This window comes from Parvibaculum sp., from assembly GCF_049671045.1.
Classification (GTDB): domain Bacteria; phylum Pseudomonadota; class Alphaproteobacteria; order Parvibaculales; family Parvibaculaceae; genus Parvibaculum.
The window spans coordinates 16,846-34,207 of sequence record NZ_JBATUH010000029.1 but is presented as its reverse complement, the minus strand read 5'-3'; the positions used below and the strand labels follow the sequence as shown (position 1 = coordinate 34,207).

14 protein-coding genes are annotated in these 17,362 nt (G+C 64.7%); 4 read left to right on the top strand and 10 right to left on the bottom strand.

The window, feature by feature from the left end; all coding sequences use genetic code 11:
- Nucleotides 1-2 precede the first annotated feature (2 nt).
- The 4 genes from uvrC to WBG82_RS03690 all read right to left on the bottom strand — a co-directional run bounded on the left by uvrC (nucleotide 3) and on the right by WBG82_RS03690 (nucleotide 3,961).
- Nucleotides 3-1,934, bottom strand: a complete 1,932-nt coding sequence (gene uvrC, locus WBG82_RS03705; protein WP_424421642.1) for an excinuclease ABC subunit UvrC — start codon at nucleotides 1,932-1,934, stop codon at nucleotides 3-5.
- Nucleotides 1,935-2,413: 479 nt separating this feature from the next.
- Complete coding sequence (folB, locus tag WBG82_RS03700; protein WP_424421537.1) at nucleotides 2,414-2,821, bottom strand: dihydroneopterin aldolase; 408 nt, start codon at nucleotides 2,819-2,821, stop codon at nucleotides 2,414-2,416.
- A 17-nt stretch (nucleotides 2,822-2,838) separates the two neighbouring features.
- On the bottom strand, nucleotides 2,839-3,591 hold the full coding sequence (locus WBG82_RS03695) for an SDR family oxidoreductase (protein ID WP_424421534.1): 753 nt from the start codon (nucleotides 3,589-3,591) through the stop codon (nucleotides 2,839-2,841).
- Nucleotide 3,592: 1 nt separating this feature from the next.
- Complete coding sequence (locus WBG82_RS03690) at nucleotides 3,593-3,961, bottom strand: cupin domain-containing protein (protein ID WP_424421532.1); 369 nt, start codon at nucleotides 3,959-3,961, stop codon at nucleotides 3,593-3,595.
- A gap of 184 nt (nucleotides 3,962-4,145) precedes the next feature.
- Between WBG82_RS03690 and WBG82_RS03685 the strand changes: the two genes are divergently transcribed.
- Nucleotides 4,146-5,381 carry a GNAT family N-acetyltransferase gene (locus WBG82_RS03685; RefSeq protein WP_424421530.1) on the top strand — a complete coding sequence of 412 codons (1,236 nt, stop codon included), beginning with the start codon at nucleotides 4,146-4,148 and terminating at the stop codon, nucleotides 5,379-5,381.
- Nucleotides 5,382-5,458: 77 nt separating this feature from the next.
- A complete protein-coding gene (locus WBG82_RS03680) occupies nucleotides 5,459-5,890 on the top strand; it encodes a VOC family protein (RefSeq protein WP_424421528.1) in 432 nt (143 codons plus the stop codon).
- A gap of 68 nt (nucleotides 5,891-5,958) precedes the next feature.
- Here WBG82_RS03680 and WBG82_RS03675 read toward each other — a convergent pair whose 3' ends face one another.
- On the bottom strand, nucleotides 5,959-6,519 hold the full coding sequence (locus WBG82_RS03675) for a hypothetical protein (protein WP_424421526.1): 561 nt from the start codon (nucleotides 6,517-6,519) through the stop codon (nucleotides 5,959-5,961).
- Complete coding sequence (locus WBG82_RS03670) at nucleotides 6,516-7,364, bottom strand: helix-turn-helix domain-containing protein (RefSeq protein ID WP_424421523.1); 849 nt, start codon at nucleotides 7,362-7,364, stop codon at nucleotides 6,516-6,518. The genes WBG82_RS03675 and WBG82_RS03670 overlap by 4 nt, the downstream gene beginning before the upstream one ends.
- A 158-nt stretch (nucleotides 7,365-7,522) precedes the next feature.
- Between WBG82_RS03670 and WBG82_RS03665 the strand changes: the two genes are divergently transcribed.
- Nucleotides 7,523-8,413, top strand: coding sequence for a TauD/TfdA dioxygenase family protein (locus WBG82_RS03665; RefSeq protein ID WP_424421521.1), 891 nt, complete (start codon nucleotides 7,523-7,525; stop codon nucleotides 8,411-8,413).
- A 215-nt stretch (nucleotides 8,414-8,628) separates the two neighbouring features.
- Here WBG82_RS03665 and WBG82_RS03660 read toward each other — a convergent pair whose 3' ends face one another.
- The 3 genes from WBG82_RS03660 to WBG82_RS03650 form a co-directional block, all read right to left on the bottom strand.
- On the bottom strand, nucleotides 8,629-9,345 hold the full coding sequence (locus tag WBG82_RS03660) for a hypothetical protein (RefSeq protein ID WP_424421519.1): 717 nt from the start codon (nucleotides 9,343-9,345) through the stop codon (nucleotides 8,629-8,631).
- 99 nt (nucleotides 9,346-9,444) lie between these two features.
- A complete protein-coding gene (gene uvrB, locus WBG82_RS03655; RefSeq protein WP_424421516.1) occupies nucleotides 9,445-11,772 on the bottom strand; it encodes an excinuclease ABC subunit UvrB in 2,328 nt (775 codons plus the stop codon).
- A gap of 38 nt (nucleotides 11,773-11,810) precedes the next feature.
- Nucleotides 11,811-12,716 carry a DMT family transporter gene (locus WBG82_RS03650; protein ID WP_424421513.1) on the bottom strand — a complete coding sequence of 302 codons (906 nt, stop codon included), beginning with the start codon at nucleotides 12,714-12,716 and terminating at the stop codon, nucleotides 11,811-11,813.
- Between the two features lie 279 nt (nucleotides 12,717-12,995).
- Between WBG82_RS03650 and WBG82_RS03645 the strand changes: the two genes are divergently transcribed.
- On the top strand, nucleotides 12,996-16,424 hold the full coding sequence (locus WBG82_RS03645) for a polysaccharide deacetylase family protein (protein WP_424421512.1): 3,429 nt from the start codon (nucleotides 12,996-12,998) through the stop codon (nucleotides 16,422-16,424).
- Between the two features lie 42 nt (nucleotides 16,425-16,466).
- Here the strand turns inward: WBG82_RS03645 and WBG82_RS03640 are convergent, their stop codons facing one another.
- Nucleotides 16,467-17,288 carry a crotonase/enoyl-CoA hydratase family protein gene (locus WBG82_RS03640; RefSeq protein WP_424421510.1) on the bottom strand — a complete coding sequence of 274 codons (822 nt, stop codon included), beginning with the start codon at nucleotides 17,286-17,288 and terminating at the stop codon, nucleotides 16,467-16,469.
- Nucleotides 17,289-17,362: the final 74 nt, after the last annotated feature.

Here is a 17,362-nt window from a genome sequence, read left to right as displayed (position 1 = left end):
TCCTATTTGCCGGAAGTCTCCGGGCTCCCATGGAAGAAGTCGTAAATTGTGCGGGCGACCTTGGCGCTGATGCCGTCGACGGCCTCGAGATCGGCAAGCCCCGCGCGCGCCACGGCCCGCGCCGAGCCGAAATGGCGCAGCAGCGCGCGCTTGCGCCCCGGACCGACGCCCGGCACGTCGTCGAGCGGATTGACGCCGATCGCCTTCGAGCGGCGGGCACGGTGGCTGCCGATCGCATAACGATGCGCTTCGTCGCGGAGGCGCTGAAGGTAGTAGAGAACGGGGTTGCGCGGCTCCATCATGAAGGGATCGCGGCCCGGCATGAAGAAGCGCTCGCGGCCCGCATCGCGCTCAGGGCCCTTGGCGACGCCCACCATGGCGACGCTGTCGATGCCGAGTTCGGCCAGAACCTCGCAGGCGACCTTGAGCTGGCCGGCGCCGCCATCGACGAGGATGAGGTCCGGCCAGTCGGGAAATTCCTTATGCGTGGCCGCTTCCGCTTCCGCCTCGTCGCCGGGGCGCGGTTCGGCCTCGCCTGCGATTTCGCCCGCTTCCTTCAGCAGGCGTGTGAAGCGGCGTGTCAGCACCTCGCGCATCATCGCGTAATCGTCGCCGGGCTCGATGTCGCTCCTGATGTTGAACTTGCGGTATTGTGACTTCATGAAACCTTCGGGGCCCGCGACGATCATGCCGCCGACGGGCTTCGAGCCGGAAATGTGGCTGTTGTCATAGACCTCGATGCGTGTGGGCGCTTCGCCAAGGCCGAAGACTTCCGCCACGCCTTCGAGAAGCTTCCGCTGCGTCGAGCTTTCCGCGAGGCGGCGGCCCAGCGCCTCGCGCGCATTGGTGAGCGCGTGGTCGATGAGTTCGCGTTTCTCGCCGCGGCGGGGAACGCCGACCGCGACCTTGTGGCCCGCAATGATGGAAAGGGCTTCCGCCAGCAGCGCTCTGCCGAGCACGTCATGGCTCAGCAGCACGAGGCGCGGCGGATGCCGGTCCTCGTAGAACTGCGCGAGAAAGGCGTCGAGCACTTCCTCCGTATCGACATCCTTGTCATGGCGCGGGAAGTAGGCGCGGTTGCCCCAGTTCTGGCCGGCGCGGAAGAAGAAGACCTGAACGCAGGTCTGTCCGCCCTCGCTCCATGCGGCGATGACATCGGCTTCCGTCAGCGTGTGCGGGTTGATGCCCTGATGCTGCTGCACCTGGGTCAGCGCGCGGATGCGGTCGCGGTAGATGGCAGCCCGCTCGAAATCGAGGGCGGCGGCCGCCGACTCCATATTCGCCGCGAGTTCCTTCTGCGTCTTGCGCGAGCGGCCGCGCAGGAAGTCGCGCGCTTCCTCGACCAGCGCCGCATAATCCGCGGCACTGATCTCTCCGGTGCAGGGGGCGCTGCAACGCTTGATCTGGTAGAGCAGACAGGGGCGCGTGCGGCTTTCAAAGACGCTGTCGGAGCAGGAGCGCAGCAGAAACGCCTTCTGGAGCGCGTTGAGCGTCGCATTGACGGCGCCCGCGGAAGCGAAGGGCCCGAAATAATCGCCCTTGCGCGTGCGGCTTCCGCGATGCTTCAGCACCTGCGGAAAGGCGTGATCGCCAGTGAGCAGGATGTAGGGAAACGACTTGTCGTCGCGCAGCAGCACGTTGTAGCGGGGCTTGCCGCTCTTGATGAGATTGGCTTCGAGGAGGAGCGCATCCGTCTCCGTCGCCGTGGTGATGAACTCCATGGCGACCGTAGATGCGATCATGCGCGCGATGCGGTTCGAATGCCCGGTGAGCTTGGTGTAGTTCGAGACGCGTTTCTTGAGGTTGCGCGCCTTGCCGACATAGAGCAGATCGCCGCCCGCGCCATACATGCGATAGACGCCGGGGCTGTCGGGCAGCAGCTTCACCTTCTCGGCGATGAGATCGGCGCCGGAGAGCTTCTCCGTCGCGCCCATGGGCGCCCGGAGCGCTTCACCCTCGCCGGTAGCGCCTCCGCCCGATCCGTTGCTGCCGTCATCCTTGCTGTTCATGGTCCGTTTTGCCGCGATCGCCTGACCGGATCGTGCTTCGCGGGGGCACCCCGCCCGCGATGAAGCCCGATTCGGGAGCCCTCCGGTTCCTCCAAATTCTCCTGTGGATAAGTTTGTTGAAATATTCTGTCTGTTCTTCGTCAAGCCTTTGTCATGGTTAACTTTTATGACGCCACGCCGAAATCCGTGACAAATTTAAGTGTTTGAATATTAAGGATTTTTTTGTTTTTGCGCGATAGCCGCTGCGAGTCGAGCATAGCGCGAGTCAAGGAAAATTATGATTTTCGCATCCAGTCGGAGCTGTGTACAAACACTCCGCACGCGCGGGCCGGAAGTGGCAAGGCTTTGATTCCATTGCCGCTTTTTGCGGAGGGCCGATGCCCGGTCCCCGCCGCGCCGCTGCATCAGGCGGAAGGTCTGGCGCGCTCGATCTCGACGCCGACGCTGGCCGCTTCCGGGATCGCCGAAAGTTTCTCGATCCGGACGCGAGCGACGCTGACGCGGGCATCCTGAAGGCAGGTCGAGGCGATGCGCTCCGCCAGCGTCTCCACGAGGTTGAGGTGTCCGCTGGCGACGAGCGCCTTGATGCTGTTCACCACCTCCTCATAGCAGACGACATTGGCGAGCTTGTCGCCGTGAACAGTCTCGCGCACGGTCAGATCCACATTCACGCGAATGGGCTGGGTGGTCTTCTGCTCATGGGCATAAACGCCGATATGGGCGTCGAGCAGCAGGTCACGCACGAAGACATGACGGATGGAGTGCGCCGCGTCGGCGATCTTGAGGGGCAATACGTTTTCGGGCTGGCTCATTTTCGGGGGTTCTCAACTCATTCAGGAATACCGATCACGTCGGGTGTTTCCCAGGCGAGATGCTGGCCCCCATCGAGCGCTATCATCTGGCCGGTCATGGCGGGCGCGGCGAGAATAAACCGAACAGCGTCGCAAATCTCGTCTGGCGACGTGCCGCGGCGAAGAATTGTTGCCGCAGTCTGGCGGGCAAAATCGGCCTCGGTCTGGCGCTGGTTGGCCAGCGTCGGGCCCGGGCCGATGCCGTTGACGCGGATATGGGGGGCGAGGCCCTGGGCGAGAAGGCGCGTCAGGTCCCAGAGCGCCATTTTCGACACCGTATAGGAGAGGAAGCGCGGATTGGGCCGCCAGACACGCTGGTCGATGATGTTGATGATGTTGCCCCTGGCGCCGTCCGGGAGTTGCGCGGCGAAGGCCTGGGAGAGAAAGGCGGGCGCTCTGAGGTTCGTGTCCATATGCCCGTCCCAGCTCGCCTGCGTCATGGTGGCGGGACCGTCTTCCTCGAAGATCGAGGCGTTGTTGACGAGAAGGGTGAGGGGGCCGAGTTCCCTCGCGGCGTCGGGCACGAGTGCCGAAACATCGGCCACATTGCCGAGATCGCCCTTCAGCGCGACGGCCTTGCCGCCCCTCATGCCGATCTCGCGGACGAGCCCAGCCGCCTCGGCATCGGACTGGTAGTGATGGAGCGCGACGGCATAGCCTTCCCCGGCAAGCGCCAGAGCGATGGCGCGGCCGATGCGCCGCGCGGCGCCGGTGACGAGAGCAGCTTTCATCTCAGTCCTCTTGTGAGTTCTCTGGCGGCAGATGGATGGCGTAGTGCTTGCGCGTGCGCGTCACCACTTCCCAGGTGCCCTTGAAACCTTCCGGTATGACGAAGGCGTCTCCGGCGCGAACGGTCACCAGCGTCCCGTCCTCGCCCGCGATGCGGCTCTCGCCTTCGAGAATGTGGCAGAACTCGGCCTCGGTATATTCGATCCGCCATTTGCCGGGCTCCGATTCCCATATTCCGGAGAAAAAGCGGCCATCGGGCGTCTCATATGCGTTCCATGTCCGGTTCCTCGGCGCGCCCTCGAGCACGCGGTCGGGCGGCGGCGCACCTTCTTCCGGCGTTCCTGCCGTCGTAACCGGGATCAGCGCTGGCATCTTGACCTCCTGTGGCCGAGCTGGCGGGACTTTAGCAGAGCTGGCGGCGAGGTGCGCCATTGGCCACCAGGCGCGGGCAGCGCTGGCCGGAAACTTGCTCTCCAATGGGGGAAACGGATGGAGAAGCGTCGCCGCGTTCGGAAACGGAACGACGCGCGTGCCGCAATGATGCAAGGATATCGAGATGGCCATGACGGGTGAGAGTGCGAGCGCAAGGCAACCGGCCGCGCTCCGCAGTTCCGTACGCCCTTCCGGCCCGTTGGCCCTGCGCCCGGTCGCTCCGGCGCGGCGGGGGCTTGCATTCACGGTTCACGCGAGCTTTGCCTCCGCCGAGGCTGATTGGCGCCGCTTCGAGCAGGAGGCGCTCGGCACCGGCTTTCAGAGCTTCGATTGGCTCGCCCAATGGCACGCCCATGCGGGGGCGGACGTCGAACCGGCGATCCTCACAATCTCGCTTGGCGGCAGGCCCCTTATGCTCGCGCCCCTCGGGATCGAGCGGCACATGGGCGCGCGCTGCCTCGTCTGGCTCGGGGGCAAGTTCGCCGACTACAAGGGCCCGCTCGTCGCCCCCGATTTCGCCGATCATCTGCCGCATGGCCGCTTCGCCGCGCTCTGGCCGAAAATCCGGCGCGCGCTTCCGAAGCACGATGTCGTGCTCTTTGAAAACCAGCCGGAATATCTCGGCGAGGCGCGCAACCCATTCGTCGCGCTTGGCGGCGAGCCTGCTTCCGATCCCGGTTTCGTCTTCGCGCTGCCATCGAGCTATGAGGAGTTCATCACGCGCTTCCGGCCGGAGACGCGGCGCAACGATCGCGTGAAGGAGCGCAAGCTCGGCGGGCAGGGCGCGCTTGGCTTCCGCGTCGCCGCGACGCCGGACGAGGCGCGCGCCATGGCGCTCGAAATTCTCGACCAGAAGGCCGAACAGCTTCGCCAGCAGGGCATCGCCTCGATCTTCGAGGACGAGGCCCATCGCGCCGCCTATCTGGCGCTTGCGGCGCTGCCCGCCGAAAGAGGGCTGCTCAATCTCCAGGTCGCGCAGCTCACGCTTGACGGGCGCATGATCTCGGGCTCGATCGCTCACATCTGGCATGGCCGCGCGACGCTGATGGTTCACGTTTACGACCATGCCCATGCGAAGCTCTCGCCGGGCCGGATCCATCTCCTGAAGCTCATCGCCACGAGCATCGAGGCTGGCCACACGCATTACGATCTTTCCGTCGGCCATGCGGCCTACAAGGAAAGTTTTTGCGATGCGCCCATGGCGCTCTTCAATCTCGTCGAGGCGGCGACGCCCTGGGGCCTCGCATCGGCGGGTGCGCTCCATACGCGCCTCGGCCTCAAGCGCGCGATCAAGACGAACGAGCGGCTGATGGGCTGGTATCGCGCGGGCCGCGCCCTGCTGGCGGGAAAATCGGCGTAGCCCTTTGCCGCGCCTTGCGCGGGCGCGCCGCCTGCGCGACGCTGCTGCGCTGGGAGCGAAAGCGAAGGAGGCAGCCAATGGTCCGCGTCCTCGGCATCGATCATCTCGCCATCCGCGTCGGCAATCTCAGGCGTTCGGCCGCATTCTACGAAGATCTGCTCGGCTTCATGGGCTTCGAGCGCGAATGGGAATTCGGCAAGACGGTCGGCTGGAACAATGGCCGCACCATGTACTGGATCACCGAAGCAGACGCCAAAGGCAAGAAACACAAGCATCACATCGGCGATGTCGGCTTCCATCATTATGCCTTCGAGCTTTCGCGGCCGGGCGACGTCGACAAGGTCTATGAGCGGCTCGTGGAAATGGGCGCGGAGGTCATCGATCCGCCTGCGGATTATCCGGACTATGGCGAAGGCTACCGCGCGGTCTATTTCCTCGACCCGGACGGGCTGAAGCTCGAGGCGATGTATTTCGCCGAGAAACGCAAGCGGCTGCGGGGAAAGCGGTAGCGTTTACTTCGTCATTGCCACGCTTACCCCGGCAATCCAGAAGCCGCGTCCGTGGGCGGCGAGCGGCTTTATTGCGGCCGTCTCTCCCAGGGCTCCAGCGTGCCCGCGACGAGGCGCGGTTGGGGGTGCTCCATCTGCGCGATAGCGGCGGCCGAAATCTCCTCATGCCGGAGCCAGCGCGAGCCCGTCTCCTCGATGACGAAGCCGAGGATCACTTGCGCATAGGTAACGCCCGGCTGAAGCGCCAGAGCGCCGGCCCGCCGCTCGGCGAGCGAAGCTTCGCCGCTCGTCCCGAGAAGGATCGAGCGGCTCCCCATCACCTCGATAAGCGTGCCGCCCGGCGCGATCATGCCGTCCAGCGCGGCGCGAAGGATTTCGCCGCGCGGCCTGATCCATGTGAGCGCGAGGTCATAGGGCGCTTGCGCCGCCACGGCGTCGAGAAACGCCGCCTCGTCCTCATAGGAGAGAGCAAGCCGCGTCAGCTTGCGGTCGAGCGTGTCGCTGCCGAAGGTGAAGTCCTCCGCATGCCGCGAAAGGAGCACGGCCTGCTTCGACCGCGCGACGGCGTGCAACGCCGCGGCCTTCAGCATGCCAGTCGTGCCGATGAGGAGGGTGCTGGTCGAGTTCATCGTGTTCCTTTTTCATTGCCGGACAAGTGCGCGGCCATGGCGGCTTTCGCCGCGATCTCCCGGGCCAGATCGCGCATCGGCTCGAGATAGGTCCGCGCCGCCTCGGTGTCGCTGAGGCTCGAACGGAAATAGCGCAGCGAGAGCGCGCCGAGTATGCGCGGGCCCGCGAGGATCGGCACGCCGAGGCCAGTGGCGCGCTTGCGAGCCTCGAGCGCGCTGCGGATCACTTTCGCCGTCATGCGGCGCGTCGCCTCGTCGGTGATCGCATAGCCGCGCTTGCGCACGCGGGCGAGGATCCGATCGAGGTCGGCGCGATCGCGGGCGAGGCGGTCGCTCGCGCGGCGCGACTGCGCAAGCCGGGCGATGACGTCGTCGCGCTCTGCCGCCGGACAGAAGGCGAGCCACGCCTGGCCCAGCGCGCTCAGAAGAAATGTCGTCGGCAGATTGTGGACGACGGGGTCGAGAGCTAGAGGGCTCTCCGACGCCGTGCCGAAACGCACAATCATTTCGTGGCCCTGAGGGATGCCGAGAAAGACCGGCCAGCGATATTTGCGTGTGAAGGCGTACATGGGCTCGCGCGCGGCCTCGGCGACGAGGTCGCTTTCGCGTACGCCGGAGGCAAGCCGCAGGACGCGCGAAGTTGCGCGCCAGCCCGCCATGCGCGACATGCGCTCGGCATAGCCCGCATCGGCAAGCTGTGTGAGCAGGCGAACGACGGAGGATTTCGGCAGGCCGGTCGCCTCGGCGATTTCGCCCACATGGAGGAGCGGCGCGCGGTTCAGCGCCTCGAGCACGCTGAGCGCGCGGGCGACGGGCTCGCGGGCGGGTTTTGCCGTTTCGGACATGCCATCTCTTCCCGGTTTTTCCGCCGTTTCGCGGCGCCGCCATCCTGGCTGTTCCGTTGAGCGGAATATTGGAACTTTCCGCTGCGTGATGCCAGCCCCGCGGCGCTAGCCTTCCGGCGAAGGGTCGCAATCCGCGACGCAATGATGAGGAGGACATCATGGCGAGCAGGGCTCATATGCGCATCGCACGCACGGAGGGAAGGCGGGAGTACAAGACCATCGGCGTCGCGCCGCTGACGCCGGTCATCGGGGCGGAGGTCGAGGGCGTCGATCTCTCGCGGCCGCTCGACGAGGCGCAGCTCGCCGAAGTGAAGCAGGCTTTCGCCGATCATCTGGTGCTCGTCTTCCGCGATCAGACACTCACGCGCGAGGACCACAAGCGCTTCGGACGCTATTTCGGCAAGCTGCACACGCATCCCTATCATTCGGCGGCGAAGGAGGGCGAGCCCAAGGGCGACCCCGAAATCCTGCCGATCAAGGCCGATCAGAACTCGCGCTATGTGGCGGGCGAAGGCTGGCACGCGGATGTGACCTGCGACGAGGAGCCGCCTTTCGGCTCGATGCTCTACATCACGCGGATTCCGGAAATCGGCTACGGTGGCGACACCTGCTTCCTCAGCGCCTATGAGGCCTATGAGACGCTTTCGCCAGCGATGAAGGCCTTCCTCGAAGGGCTCGACGCTGTGCATGACGGCGCCAAGCCCTATACGGGCGGCTATGGCAAGGCGGCGCCGGAAGGCGGCTGGCCGAAGACGAGGCATCCCGTCATCGCGCGCCACCCGGAGACGGGGCGGAAGCTCCTCTATGTCAATCGCGGCTTCACCACGCATATCGAGGGGCTGACGCCTTCGGAAAGCGCGGGGCTTCTCGAAATGCTGTGGCGGCATCTGGAGAGCAATCCGGTCTTCCAGTGCCGCGTGCGCTGGGAGCCGAACACGCTCGTCTTCTGGGACAATCGCTGCGCGCAGCATCACGCGGTCTGGGACTACTACCCCTATTCGCGTCAGGGCGAGCGCGTCTCGATCGTCGGCGGAAGGCCGCAGAGGTAAGCCGGCGAACCGCCTGATAGCCCTCCCCCCTTGAGGGGGAGGGTTGGGAGGGGGTAGCCCCGCGTCACACCATCCACCCCGGCATGACCCGCTTCACGCGGGTCATCCACGTCTTACTCTCTTCGTGTCCGAAAGACATGGATGGCCCGGACAAGCCGGGCCATGACGTGTGAATACAGAGGGTGGAGTGAAGGGGCGAACTCTCTCGGGCTCAGTCAGGTCGCGGCAGCCTTGTCGGGCGTTGGGTAGAGCTCCTCTGCCGTCGGCATCTGCCAGGCAATCACGATGGCGCGGCGCAGAAAGAACAGCAGTGCGAAGGCGAAGGTTCCGACAAAGCTGCGATAGGTAAGGACCGCGAACGAGAACAGGTAGTTTTCAGGATTGTTGGCTATCGCGCCGAAGTCGACGTGAAAGACTTCGAGAAAATCCATCAGTGCGCCATGTGTCAGTTGATTGACGACGAAGAGGGCGAGTTCCGCATCGTGCGGAGATGTCACTACGTCGCCGCCATGTAACGACACAAAAGGCGCTCCCATCGGATCGAGCCATTTGTAATAGACACCGCTCAGATAGAGTCCTGTGGACGGGATCAGAAAACCGGATATCACAAAGACGAGCAGAGTAAGGAAATAGGCGCGCCACATAACCTTACGGAAGGCATTCAGGCGATCCCGGGCCGCATCAATGGAAGCTGGTTTCGTGGGTTTGGGCCCACGACGTTTGATGGCGAATACGTCTTCCTCGATGCCTTTCAGCTTGGACATCGATCTGTAGGAAAGCCAGACGGAAAGCGCCAGTACGGAGAACGCGGCGAACAGGATATAGAGGCGGATTGCGCCGTCGGAGACGAGATAAGGCAGGGCGGCATGATACTGCCGCACTGCATGATCTGCCGCCCAATTGAAATCCCGATAGATGCTTGAATCTTCCACGTCGCTTCCCCCCGAAAGGCGTGTCAGGCGGCAAGTGTCGCGGGATTTCTTGTCAAAAGCAAGACGTGGACGGACGACTGTCCGGGATGAAGGGTAAGTCTACCGCTTCTTGCCCCTGTACTTCGTCGCGCGCGTGCCGGGTTTGCCGCTCGATGAGCGGCCCTTGACGGGTACGGAGGATGCGACTTTTTCCTCAATCGTGGACTGGCGGGCCAGCGGGTCGTCGGCGACGGCGAGTTCGGTCGCTTCGAGCCGCTTGATCTCGTCGCGCAGCCGTGCCGCCGTTTCGAATTCAAGGTCGGCGGCGGCCTCCTTCATGCGCTTTTCGAGTTCGGCGATATGGGCGCGCAGATTGTGGCCGATGAAGGGCTCGTCCGCCTCGCCCGTATCGACGCGCACATGGTCGCGCTCGTAAACGCTTTCGAGAATGTCGCCAATGTTCTTGCGCACGCTTTCCGGCGTGATGCCATTCGCCTCGTTATACGCCATCTGCTTTTCGCGGCGGCGGTTCGTCTCCGCGATGGCGCGCTCCATCGAGCCGGTGACATTGTCGGCATAGAGGATGACGCGCCCGTCGATGTTGCGCGCCGCGCGGCCGATGGTCTGGATGAGCGAGGTCTCCGAACGCAGGAAGCCTTCCTTGTCGGCGTCGAGAATGGCGACGAGCGCGCATTCGGGAATGTCGAGGCCCTCGCGCAGAAGGTTGATGCCGATGAGGACGTCGAAGGCGCCGAGACGCAGGTCGCGCAGGATCTCGATACGCTCCAGCGTGTCGATGTCGGAGTGCATGTAGCGCACGCGGATGCCCTGCTCGTGCATGTATTCGGTCAGGTCTTCGGCCATGCGCTTCGTCAGCGTGGTGACGAGCACGCGCTGGCCTTTCGCGGCCACGTCGCGGCATTCGGCGACGAGATCGTCGACCTGCTGGGCCACCGGGCGGATGATGGTCGGCGGGTCGATGAGGCCCGTGGGACGGATGACCTGCTCGACGAAGACGCCGCCCGATTGCTCGAGCTCCCAGGGGCCCGGCGTCGCCGAGACATAGACCGATTGGGGCCGCATGGCGTTCCACTCCTCGAAGCGGAGCGGACGGTTGTCCACGCAGGAAGGAAGCCGGAAGCCATATTCCGCGAGCGTCGATTTGCGCCGGTAGTCGCCGCGGAACATACCGCCGATCTGCGGAATGGTGACATGGCTCTCGTCGGCGAAGACGAGCGCGTTGTCCGGCAGATACTCGAACAGGGTGGGCGGCGGCTCGCCCGGCTTGCGGCCGGTGAGATAGCGCGAATAGTTCTCGATGCCGGCGCAGCTTCCCGTCGCCTCCATCATCTCGATGTCGAATTGCGTGCGCTGCTCGAGACGCTGGGCTTCGAGAAGCTTGCCGAAGCCCTTGAGCTCCTGGAGCCGCACCTGAAGATCCTTCTGGATTTCGTCGATCGCCTGGCTGAGCGCGGGGCGCGGCGTCACATAGTGCGAATTGGCGTAGAGCTTCACGCTTTCGAGGCGGTCGGTCTTGGCGCCGGTCAGCGGATCGAATTCCGCGATTTCCTCCACCTCGTCGCCGAAAAGCGTGAAGCGCCAGGCGCGGTCTTCATAGTGCGCCGGGAAGACGTCGATCGTGTCGCCGCGCACACGGAACGTGCCACGGCCGAAGGCAGCGTCATTGCGCTTGTACTGGAGCGCGACGAGATCGGCGAGAAACTGGCGGCGGTCGAGCCGCTCGCCCGTCTTCACCGCGAAGGTCATGGCCGAATAGGTTTCGACCGAGCCGATGCCGTAGATGCAGGAAACCGAAGCGACGATGATGACGTCGTCGCGCTCGAGCAGCGCGCGCGTCGCCGAATGGCGCATGCGGTCGATCTGCTCGTTGATCGAGCTCTCCTTCTCGATATAGGTGTCGGTGCGCGGGACATAGGCTTCCGGCTGGTAGTAGTCGTAATAGGAAACGAAATACTCGACCGCGTTCTCAGGGAAGAAGCTCTTGAACTCGCCATAGAGCTGGGCGGCGAGCGTCTTGTTTGGCGCGAGGATGAGGGCGGGGCGCTGGGTGCGCGCGATCACCTGCGCCATGGTGTAGGTCTTGCCGGAGCCGGTGACGCCGAGCAGCACCTGATCGCGCTCGCCCTTCTCCACGCCTTCGACAAGCTCGGCGATGGCCGTCGGCTGATCGCCGGCGGGCTGATATTCCGAAACGAGTTTGAAGCGCTGTCCGCCTTCCGACTTTTCCGGGCGCTCCGGGCGATGCGGCGCAAAGAGCGGCCAGTGCTCGGGGTCGCCCTTGAGCGCGCCTGCCCATTGGTCGCGATCGGCAATCCCTGTCGCAGGCACGAAGCTCGCGCCCGGCGCCTCGGAGAAGCCCGATACGTCCCGCGACGAAAGCGGCCTTTCCGCGCCGCGTCCGAAGGATTTGATGGTCTTGCGTGCCATGCCGCCAATATGGCCTTACCGCGCGATCAGGAAAAGGGTCACTTCGGTCCGCTGCCGAGCGGATTTGTCCGGTAGCGGGCGGCGAGGAGCGGACCGACCTGCACGATGATAGCCGCCGCGAGCACGAAGCCGCCCCCGATCCAGCCGAGCAGATCGAGACGTTCGCCGAGCAGCAGGGCGCCGAAAAGCGCGGCGAAGAGGCTCTCCATGGAGAGAAGAATGGCGCTGTCGGCGGGCGGCGTGTGGCCTTGCGCGATGGATTGCAGGGTGAAGGCGAGGCCGCCCGAGACGATGCCCGTATAGGCGATTTCGCGCCAGGCGGCGGCAAGTCCGGCAAGGCTCGGGGTCTCAAAAGCGAGCCCCAGCGCGAGCCCCAGCAGCGTGGCGATGGCGAACTGGCCGAGCGCTGTCGCGAAGGGGCGGCGGAGATCGAAGGCGAGATGGCCGAGAGCGAGGATCTGCACCGCCCAGAAGACGGCCCCGGCGATGACGAGCCAGTCGCCCGAATTGAGCCCGTCGATCCTGCCGCCGCCAAGCAGGAATGTTCCGGCGAGCGACAGGAGCGCGGCCGGCCAGATCGCGCCCGGTAGCCGGTGGCGAAGGGCGAGGGCGCCGATCGCCGGGACGAGGACGACATAGATCGCGGTCAGGAAGCCCGCATTGGTGACGCTCGTGCTGAGAAGGGCGATCTGCTGAAGACTGGCGGCCAGAAAGAACACGACGCCGATGCCGAGAAGGCCGAGGCGGCGGCGCACCGGAATTTCAGGCGCGGCGGCGGCCTCGCGGAGCGCGAAGGGCAGAACCGCGAGAGAGGCGAGCAGGAAGCGCGCGCCGATGAAGGTGAACGGCCCCACATGCGCCATGGCGGTTGCCTGGCCGACAAAGGCGAGCCCCCAGATCAGGGCGGCAAGCAGAAGGAGTATGTCGGCGGTGCCGCGTGTCATGGCGTTTCTGGGAGGGGCGGGAGCGGCGAATATGACGCGGCCACCGCAGTTTTGCCATAGGCCCGCCGCAATAAGGCTCAAATCGGGCCCGAGATTACGGAAACGCGGCGACACGTCCCGCGGATTCCGCGTGACGCATGGGCACACGGGTTCCAGCATGGCACCTTCCAGCCGCGCTTTTTCGGCGGAAGGGGGCGGCGCCCGACCTCCGGCGTGATAGATTGCAACGGAGTTCGGTTCGGGGCTCCTGGACGGGCCGCCGATGTCGACCGGGTGATCATGGCGAACAAGCCGATCTTTTTCGACGCAACGGGGCGCCGCGCGGCGCATGTCTCCTTCATTGGATGGGCGGTGGCGATCGCCAGCACGCTCATCGGGATCGCCTTTCTCGCCAGCCTTCTTGCCGTGCCTCATTTCCAGAGCCTCAAGCTTCCCGGCCAGTTGAGCGCCGTGCCGACGGCCGAGCTTGAGAACAAGGCCACATCGCCCGGCCTTCTGCGCTCGGCGGCAAGGCTCGCCGAGGAAGCCCGCGCCCGGCGCGAGAAGCTCGCGCGCGAGCGCCAGCACAGGGCCGAACATGGCCTGCACAGAAACCTCACAGCCGGAATCCTGAAGCCGCAGCAGGGACGCCCGCTTTCGATCGCCTTCTATCCGAGCTGGGGCTCGACGAATTTCGCGTCGCTTCAGCGCACGCTGCCCCATCTCGACTGGGTGATGCCCACATGGCTCAATCTTCAGGGGCCCGATCTCGCGCTCAACAAGGCGTTCGATGCCAAGGTCGATAATTACATCCGGGACAACAAGCCGGGCGTCGCCATTCTGCCGACCCTTCAGAACGCAAGTCAGGGAAAGTGGGATGGCCCCGGCCTCGCGCGCCTCCTTGCCGATCCCGCGCGGCGGCAGGCTCTCGTCGAGGATGTCGCCGGCTTCGTCGGCGATCACAAGCTGCAGGGCGTGGTGGTGGATTTCGAAGACCTGCCGGTGCCGGCGCGGCGGAACCTGCTGCGCTTTCTGGAGGAGCTCGAAACCGCCTTCGAGGCGCATGGCTGGGTGGTTGCCATCGCAACGCCCGTCGGCGACGACACCTGGCCTTTTGCCCAGATTGCAAAGATCGTCGATTACACCGTGCTCATGGCCTATGACGAACATTGGGTGACGAGCGAGCCGGGAAGCATCGCGAGCCAGAGCTGGTTCGAGGGCGTCATCGACAAGCGCATGAAGCTGCTCGATCCCGAGCGCACCATCATCGCCATCGGCAGCTATGCCTATGACTGGAACGGCGGCACGGTCGACAGTCTTTCATTTCAGGATGCGGTGCTTGCCGCGCATGATTCCGGCGCCAATGTCGAATTTGACGACGCCACCAACAATCCGCACTTCTCCTATCTCGAGGACAATTCCGTCCGCCACGATGTCTGGTTCCTCGACGCGGTCACGGCCTTCAACCAGATTCACGCGGCCGACCCTTACGAGCCCGCTGGCTATGCCCTCTGGCGCATCGGCGCGGAGGACCCGACGATCTGGTCCGTCATGGGCAGGCCCTACAACGCGGCCGCACCGGCCGAGCTTGCCGAAATTCCGATCATCAACGACATCGACTTTGAAGGGCAGGGCGAGTTTCTGAGCGTGGCGGCGGAGCCGACGACAGGCGCGCGCAAATTCGAGATCGACGCCAAGACCGGCGACATCAATGACGAGGTCTATACGAGACTGCCGACGACCTATGTCATCAGGCAGTTCGGTGGCGCACCGAAGAAGGTCGCGCTCACATTCGACGATGGCCCCGATCCCGAATGGACGCCGCAGATCCTCGACATATTGAAGGAGAAGCACGTTCCCGCGACCTTCTTCATCATCGGCAGCAATGCGGAATCCAATCCCGGACTTGTGAAGCGCATTCTCGCCGAGGGCCATGAGGTCGGAAGCCACACCTTCACGCATCCCAATCTTTCCATCACGCCCGAACAGGCGGTGAAGCTCGAACTCAACGCGACGCAGCGTCTCTTCGAGGCACTGACCGGCCGCTCGCTGCGCCTCTTCCGCCCGCCCTATCTCGGTGATGCCGAGCCGACCGATTACGAGGAAATCGTGCCGGTCAAGATCGCGCAGGATATGGGCTATGTGACCGTGGGCGAGCATGTCGATCCGCTCGATTGGGAAATGCCGGGTGCGCAGAAGATCGTCGAGAGCACGGTCGACCAGATCGAATCCGCCAAGCCCGATGTGCCGACCAACATCGTGCTGCTGCATGATGCGGGCGGCGACCGCTCGCAGACGGTCGAGGCGCTGCCTCTCATCATCGACGAGCTTCGCGCCAGGGGATATGAGTTCGTGCCCGCGTCGGCGCTGGTGCCGCTCACGAGCGAAGAGGCGATGCCGCCCCTGCCGCCGACGCTGGCGCTCCTGACCGATCGCGCTGTGTTCATGACGCTTTCGACGCTCGGCCATGTTCTCTACTGGTGCTTCTTCATCGCCATCTGGCTCGGCATCGGCAGGCTTCTGCTGCTTGTGGGCCTGAGCCTCTGGCGGCGGCGGATGGAACTGCGGACACCGGAGCCGCCCGTGGCGACGACGGGCGAGCGCGTCTCCGTCATCGTGCCTGCCTATAACGAAGAGAATGTCATCGTCTCGACGGTGAAGGGCATTCTCACCAGCGACTATCGGAACCTCGAGGTCATCGTCGTCAATGACGGCTCGAAGGATGACACGCTCGGCATTCTCAATGCGAATTTTGCAAGCGACCCTCGCGTCGAGATCGTCGACATTCCGAATGGCGGCAAGGCGAACGCGCTCAATGTGGGCATCGCCAGGGCGACGGGCGCCGTCATCGTCGCGCTCGATGCCGACACGCAGTTCGAGCGCGACACGATTTCGCGCCTCGTGCGTTGGTTCGGCGACAAGAGCATCGGGGCGGTCGCGGGCAATGCCAAGGTCGGCAATCGCATCAACATGGTCACGCGCTGGCAGGCGCTCGAATATATCGCCGCGCAGAACCTGGAGCGTCGCGCACTGGCGGCGCTCGATACGCTCACCGTCGTGCCCGGCGCGGTCGGCGCCTGGCGCAAGTCGGTGCTCGAGGAGCTTGGCGGCTTTCGTGGCGACACGCTGGCGGAAGATCAGGACCTCACCATCCATCTCCAGAAGGCGGGGCACCGCGTCGTCTTCGACAGCAGCGCGATCGCATGGACTGAGGCGCCCGCCACCTTCGGCGATCTCGCCAGGCAGCGCTTCCGCTGGTCCTATGGCACGCTGCAATGTCTGTGGAAGTACCGCTCCCTCACTTTCAATCCGCGCCATGGCGCGCTCGGCATGGTCGCGCTGCCGCAGGTGTGGCTCTTCCAGATCGCGCTCACGGCGCTGGCGCCGCTCGCCGATCTTCTGCTCGTCTGGCAGCTCGTTGGCCAGTGGATCGCCTGGGCGCAGCATGGGGCGGAATTCCGCAATGCCGATCTCAAGCTCGTCGCCATTTACTACTGCGTCTTCGTGGTAGTCGATCTGGCGGCGGCGATCTTCGGTTTCATGCTCGAACGGCGCGAGCAGTGGAGCCTGCTCTGGTGGCTCGTCCTGCAACGCTTCGGCTATCGCCAGCTCATGTATTCGGTCGTGGTGCGCTCGATCGTGACGGCGCTGAAAGGGCCCTTCGTCGGCTGGGGCAAGCTCGAGCGCATGGGCACGGTGGCGCTCGACCAGACGAAGAGCACGAGGTGAGGCGGGCGGGGTATTGAAAGACCCCGCCCTCGTCCGGCTCGTTCAGTCCTTATAGTTCGCGGCGCGCTTTTCGAGGTTCGACATGATCGCCTCGATCTGGTTGGGGCTGCCGATGAGGCGGTCCTGCTCCACGGATTCGGCGATGAGGCCCGCGACGGGCTCGGCCACAGGCGCGAGATTGAGAAGCCTCTTGGCCGCGCGGATCGCATCGGGGCTCTTGCCCGCGATCTCGCGCGCCGTCGCCAGCGCCTCCTCGCGGGGGTTTGCCGTCACGCGTGTCGCAAAGCCATACTGTCCCGCTTCCTCGCCGCTGAAAATGCGGCCCGTATAGGTCAGCTCACGGACAATATCCTCGCGGACGAGATGGCGCATGATCTGCGTGCCCGCCATGTCGGGCACGAGGCCCCATTTGATCTCCATGATGGAGAGCCGGGTATCCGGCGCGACATAGCGGATGTCGGCGCCGAGCATGAGCTGGAAGCCGCCGCCGAAGGCCGTGCCGTGAACCGCCGCGATGACGGGCACGGGCAGTTCGCGCCAGACCCAGACCGCATGCTGCGGACGGTTGGCTATGCCATGGGTGCGCTTCTCGAGCCGCCCGATCATGCTGCTTTCGCTCTTGCTCGCCTCCTTCTCCTTCGGCGCGGCCATGCGGCCGAAATTGCCCATATCGAGGCCGGCGCAGAAGGCGCGGCCCTCGCCGGAAATGACCACGGCGCGCACGCCCTTTTCCTGCGAAAGCCGCTCGCCGGTCGAGATCAGCGCCTCGAACATGGCGTCGTCGAGTGCGTTCATCTTGTCCGCGCGGGTGAGGCGCACATCCGCCACGCCACCCTCGATCGAGAGGGAAATCCGTTCGCTCATCAAATCAGTCCTTCGGTTGCTTCGGTCTGGTGAATTTCTTTGGGCCGAGCCTAATGCGGAGATGCCGAAAGTGA